Raw genomic sequence first — 5,274 nt, 5'->3', positions numbered from 1 at the left:
GCTCTGTACCGAACCGCAGATATGGTTCAGCTCGATGTTGTGGATGGTGGCATAGGGCTCAAGAGCCTCGGGACGGTAGGTAGTGAGGAGGCCCGACACATCGGAATCGGCATCTCAGGCATGCGGCTGCGGCTCGAGCAACTCGGCGGCCGGCTCAATATCCGTTCGGGTCCTACGGGGACCCAGGTGAGCGCCAGGGTGCCGATCACGCCCGTGGGCTCAGACCAACCGCTTTGAGCAGCCAATGTCACAAGATGCAGTCCATCGGCGGTTAGGATCCATCATGCTTCGCATTCTTCTTGCCGATGACCACGATATCGTCCGGCGTGGCCTCAAGGATCTTCTGGAACAACATGTGGGTTGGCAAGTCTGCGCAGAAGCCGCGAACGGCAGGGAAGCCGTCGAACTCGCCCTCCATCATCGGCCCCATGTGGCGGTCATCGACCTGTCCATGCCCGAGCTCAACGGCCTCGAAGCGACGCGACGGATCCGGCAAAGCCTACCGGATACCGAGGTCCTGATCTTCACAATGCACGAGAGCGAGGAGCTGATCAGAGAGGTGCTGGGTGTTGGCGCCCGGGGCTACCTGCTCAAGTCCGATGCGGTGCGTCAGCTCATTCCAGCCGTCGAAAGCCTGTCGCAGAAAAAGCCGTACTTCGCCGGGCGTGTCTCGGAAGTAGTCCTGGACGGATTTCTCAAAGGGGGACAGGTGGCGCTGGAGGGGCCAACGGCCGAGCGCCTGACGTCGCGCGAACGCGAGGTCGTGCAACTCCTCGCCGAAGGCAAAAGCAACAAGCAGATCGCGCGCGTCCTAGACCTCAGCGTCAAGACGGTGGAGACGCATCGCACCGCCGCGATGCGGAAGCTGGAGCTCAACTCCCTGCCCGATCTGGTTCGCTACGCCATCCGGATGCAGATCATCCAAGCCTGAACTCATGCCGCAAAGGACAGGTGCTTGCGATGCCTTCATCGTCTTCGATCTCATTCCTCTTGAGCAGCCTCGAACGCCCGGCACGGGCCCTTGTCATCGGCTCATCCGGCGGCATCGGATCCGCCGTCACAGACCTTCTAGCGTCCGAAGGGTTTGAAACCGTTCATGCGCTTTCGCGCTCGGGATCCGACCGGAGCTCGGCTGGCGTGCGGGTAGGACGGATCGACCTTGAGAACGAGGCGAGCGTTGCCGCCGCAGCCGCGCCGCTTGTTGAGGGCGCTCCCCTGCGCTTCATCCTGGTGGCGACAGGCCTCCTCCATGATCCCGCCCTCCGGCCCGAGAAGACCTATCGCACCCTTGATTCGGAGCATCTCGCCCGGAGCTTCCGGATCAATGCGATTGGTCCAGCGCTTGTGGCCAAGCATGTGCTTCCGCTTGTGCCGAAAGCGGGCAAGAGCATCTTTGCGGTTCTCTCTGCGCGCGTCGGCAGCATCGAGGACAACCGCCTCGGGGGCTGGTACGGCTACCGGGCGGCGAAGGCAGCCCTGAACCAATTTGTGCGAACCCTTGCGATCGAGCTCAGTCGCCAGAAACCCGAAGCCGTATGTGTCGCCCTTCACCCTGGAACGGTCGATACAGCTCTGAGCCAGCCCTTTCAGGCTGGCGGTAAGAAGGTGTTCCCGCCGACGTATTCTGCCGAGCGGCTGCTGGCTGTTACAGATGCCCTGACGGCAGTGCACTCTGGTCAATTCTTTGCCTGGGATGGCCAGAGAATACCCTTTTGACAGAGAACATGAGGTCCTTTTTGCACAACCTCCAACGTCGCCTTCGGGTCGAGCCTGTGTCAAAACGTGGACGGGCCGCCCCGTGGAGCAATTTGATTTCTTGCGAGCCCGAATAGACCGGGAAATCCCCGGTACAGGCCCGTGAACTTGTACAAATAGTTCGTTGAGGCGAGGCTCGTCCGAGTTTTGACACAGGCTCGGTCAACCCCGGTAGTACCGGGTGGCCGTGCGAAGGTCGGCTGATCACCGCACTTCGGAAGGTCCATTTGTTGACAACCCGCCTCCTGTCCATGCCACCTTGTCGGAAGCCAAGGTCATTGCATAGGGATTGAGCATGGGGAAATTCAAGGTTGCAGCGGCCGGCATCGTGATCATCGGCTTGGCCGGGACAGTTCACGCTCAGACACAGTCAAGCATTGGGAACAACCAAACGCTGCTGCCGCCACAGGTGGCCGGCATCGCAATCCCGCCGGGCCAGATCGACATGGCCTTGTCTGCGCTCGACAGCCTTGCTCAGAGGCTGCTCGAAACAACCAGGATTCCTGGTCTGGCCATCGCTGTCGCATGGAAGGACAAGGTTGCCTATGCCAAAGGCTTTGGTGTCCGCAAGGCCGGGAAGCCCGAACAGGTGGACGCGGACACGGTCTTCCAGATCGCATCGATGTCCAAGTCTCTCGGGGCGTCCGTCGTCGCGCATCAGGTCGGCATCGGACGCATTGCGTGGGACACACCTGTTATCCAGCACCTGCCGTGGTTTTCCGTGAGTGACCCCTGGGTCACCACGCATCTGACGATCGGTGATCTTTATGCCCATCGCTCCGGGTTGCCCGAGCACGCCGGCGATGAGCTTGAGGATCTCGGCTACGATCGCCGCCAAGTATTGGAGCGCCTGCGCTTTCTGCCCCTGGATCCTTTCCGCGGCACCTACGCCTACACCAATTTCGGTTTGACCGCGGCGGCGGAGGCGGTTGCCGTCGCGGCCAGAATCGATTGGACCGCATTGTCCGAGCAGGTTCTCTATGGGCCACTCGGCATGAGGTCCACCAGTTCACGCTTCTCGGATTATATCGCACGATCGAACCGGGCGTTCCCACATGTGAAAACAGGGGACGCTTATGAGGCGACCTTTCAGCGGCAGCCTGATGCCCAGAGCCCGGCCGGGGGCGTCAGTTCCACGGCCAACGACATTGGTCGGTGGATGCTGATGATGCTGCAGAACGGGCAGCATGAGGGGCGGCAGATCATCGATCCGGCTGCCCTGCTGCAGACTGTCACGCCACAGGTCGTTTCTGCGCCAGCTTATGCGATGGATGCCAGGGCAAGCTTCTACGGGTTTGGGTTTGGTGTCAGCACGCAGCCGTCTGGGCGCACGATGATCAGCCATTCGGGCGCCTTTGCGCTTGGAGCCGCCACAAACTACCTTCTCATTCCCTCGGCGCATGTGGGCATTGCCGTGTTGAGCAACGCGGCGCCTACGGGCGCTGTCGAGGCTCTGGCCATGGAGTTTGCCGACCTTGTTCAGTACGGTCATGCGACCCGCGACTGGATCACGACCTACCAAGCCTTGTTCGCACCACTGGCAGCACCGTCCGGTGAACTGGTGGGCAAAAGCCCGCCGTCCAACCCGTCTCCGGTGAAGGACCTGGCGCTCTACATCGGGACTTATGCCAACGATTACTTCGGGGATGCGGTGATTGCTAAAGGCGCCAGTGACACGTTGGTGCTGAGGATCGGCCCGGCTCAGAACGACTACGACTTGACGCATTGGAACGGTGATCAGTTCACGTTCACGCTGCGGAACGAGAACGCCAATCCGGGCACCATATCCAAGGTGGAGTTTTCGGGGATGCCGGAGGGCGTGATGAGGATGACAATCGAGTACTTCAACAGTCATGGACTCGGCGTCTTTACCCGCCGTTGACGTGGTGCGAGTGGCCGCCAGGAGCGACCGCGGTGAGTGAGGGCGCGGACGGCTTCGGTCAGGTCGCAGCGGCAAGCCGGCCGAGTGATCGGAGGCTTCCAAGCGGGATCGAAGCGGAAAAGGGCGATGGTGATCACCCCTAGCCGACCTGCGATCCTCACCCAGGGCAGATCGGGCAAGGCATTCGGTGGCAGTACCTCTGCTGAGTTGGGAGCCCCCTGCCCTCAAGGGCTCCGTTGCATTAACCTCGGCCATATAACGAGGAGCGGCTCATCAAGGATCCACCCCCGTGTCTCGTTCAAGCGCCGTCGCTTCCCGGTCGAGATCATTCTGTTGTGCGTGCGCTGGTACTGCAAGTATGGGGTCAGCTACCGCGATCTGGCCGAGATGATGTCCGAACGCGGCGTCGCCGTTGACCCATCCACGATCTTCCGTTGGGTCCAACGCTATGCTCCGGAGATCGAGAAGCGGATCCGACCCTATCAGGGACCTCAGGCTCCTGGAGGACGAGACCTACGTCCGCGTCGGGGGCAACTGGAAATACTTGTTTCGCGCGGTCGACAAGCACGGTCGGTTGATCGCCTTCATGCTATCCGATCGCCGGAATACCAACGCCGCTTATCGTTTCCTGCGTAAGGCCATAAAGGCGATGAGCACCTATCCACCATCCTCTATCACGATAGATAAACTGGCGTCGTATCCCAGGGCGATCCTGCGCCTGCAGAACGAAGGGCTGCTGCCGCAGGATGTCAAACACCGCACCTCGAAATACTTGAATAACATCCTTGAGGCGGATCATGGCGCGCTCAAGCGCGTGATCCGTCCGGCACGCGGCTTCCAGACCATGAAAACCGCCGCCGCGACCCTGACGGGCTTTGAAATCATGCGCATGATCCGCCGCGGTCATTGCATCCAGCGGGAGCGTCGAGCGACAGGCGAAATCCGTCTCGTCGATCGGCTCTTCGGTCTTGCAGTCTGAGTGACCCGTTCGACGGGGTTCGTTGTGACCTTTTCAAGTTACTGCAACAGTGCCGTCATGCTCCAGTAGCCACTTAGCAGAACACGTAAAATTCAGAAGCCAGCAGTCCCCGGAAGGGTCAGCAGACATTAGACATGCTCAAGGCAGAGCTGCATCAGCTACGCGACGACAACACGGCGATTGCGGAACTGATGAACGAGCTGGCGAACCACTTGGCACAGCCGCTCCCGGCGGAGCCGCCGTTTCAGGTCATGGCGAATGTGACAGCCCTGCAGAATCGGCTCTGTGATATGGCTCGCATGGTGGGAAGCATGAAGCGGCTGATCCGTGACAGGATCCTGCAGCAGACACTCGCAGCCGACTTTTCGCCGTAAGGCGAGGACGTATTAGAAACAGTTTGGCTTGATGGCCTATTCTCCTTTGAGAACCGCCAATAGAGACTGTGTACAAATGCGGCTATGCCGCCGCTTCGCTCCCGGTCGGCTTGCTGGAACGGAGGGCGTTGGCTAAACCCTCCTCAATGAGCTTGCGGGCTTCGGTCTCGGTTATCTGTCTCACCACTGCGACCTCCTTCACCATGAAGTCTAGGGCATTCTCGAAGATCTGCCGTTCGCTGTAGGACGCCTCTTCCTGCTGCGGCCCACGGTTTAGATCGCGC

At 60.4% G+C, this 5,274-nt stretch carries 4 protein-coding genes and 2 pseudogenes; 5 read left to right on the top strand and 1 reads right to left on the bottom strand.

The genetic code is table 11. The features are described 5' to 3' along the window. The first annotated feature begins 283 nt into the window (after positions 1 to 283). The 5 genes and pseudogenes from ACXJKO_RS29565 to ACXJKO_RS29545 all read left to right on the top strand — a co-directional run bounded on the left by ACXJKO_RS29565 (position 284) and on the right by ACXJKO_RS29545 (position 4,990). Positions 284 to 931 (top strand): response regulator, encoded by a 648-nt coding sequence (locus ACXJKO_RS29565; RefSeq protein WP_457094594.1) that lies wholly within the window; start codon positions 284 to 286, stop codon positions 929 to 931. 29 nt (positions 932 to 960) lie between these two features. Continuing rightward, entirely contained in the window at positions 961 to 1,716 is a 756-nt protein-coding gene (locus ACXJKO_RS29560; protein ID WP_457094593.1) for an SDR family NAD(P)-dependent oxidoreductase, read from the top strand. A gap of 334 nt (positions 1,717 to 2,050) precedes the next feature. Then, entirely contained in the window at positions 2,051 to 3,637 is a 1,587-nt protein-coding gene (locus ACXJKO_RS29555; protein ID WP_457094592.1) for a serine hydrolase, read from the top strand. A gap of 279 nt (positions 3,638 to 3,916) precedes the next feature. Continuing rightward, positions 3,917 to 4,616 (top strand): annotated as a pseudogene (locus tag ACXJKO_RS29550) (IS6 family transposase). A gap of 134 nt (positions 4,617 to 4,750) precedes the next feature. After that, on the top strand, positions 4,751 to 4,990 hold the full coding sequence (locus ACXJKO_RS29545; protein ID WP_457094591.1) for a hypothetical protein: 240 nt from the start codon (positions 4,751 to 4,753) through the stop codon (positions 4,988 to 4,990). Between the two features lie 82 nt (positions 4,991 to 5,072). Here the strand turns inward: ACXJKO_RS29545 and ACXJKO_RS29540 are convergent. Then, a pseudogene (locus ACXJKO_RS29540) lies at positions 5,073 to 5,274 on the bottom strand (CarD family transcriptional regulator); the annotation flags it as partial.

It is taken from the genome of Microvirga sp. P5_D2, assembly GCF_054049475.1.
Note: the sequence above shows the minus strand (reverse complement) of the source record. Positions and strands in the feature narration are given on the sequence as shown.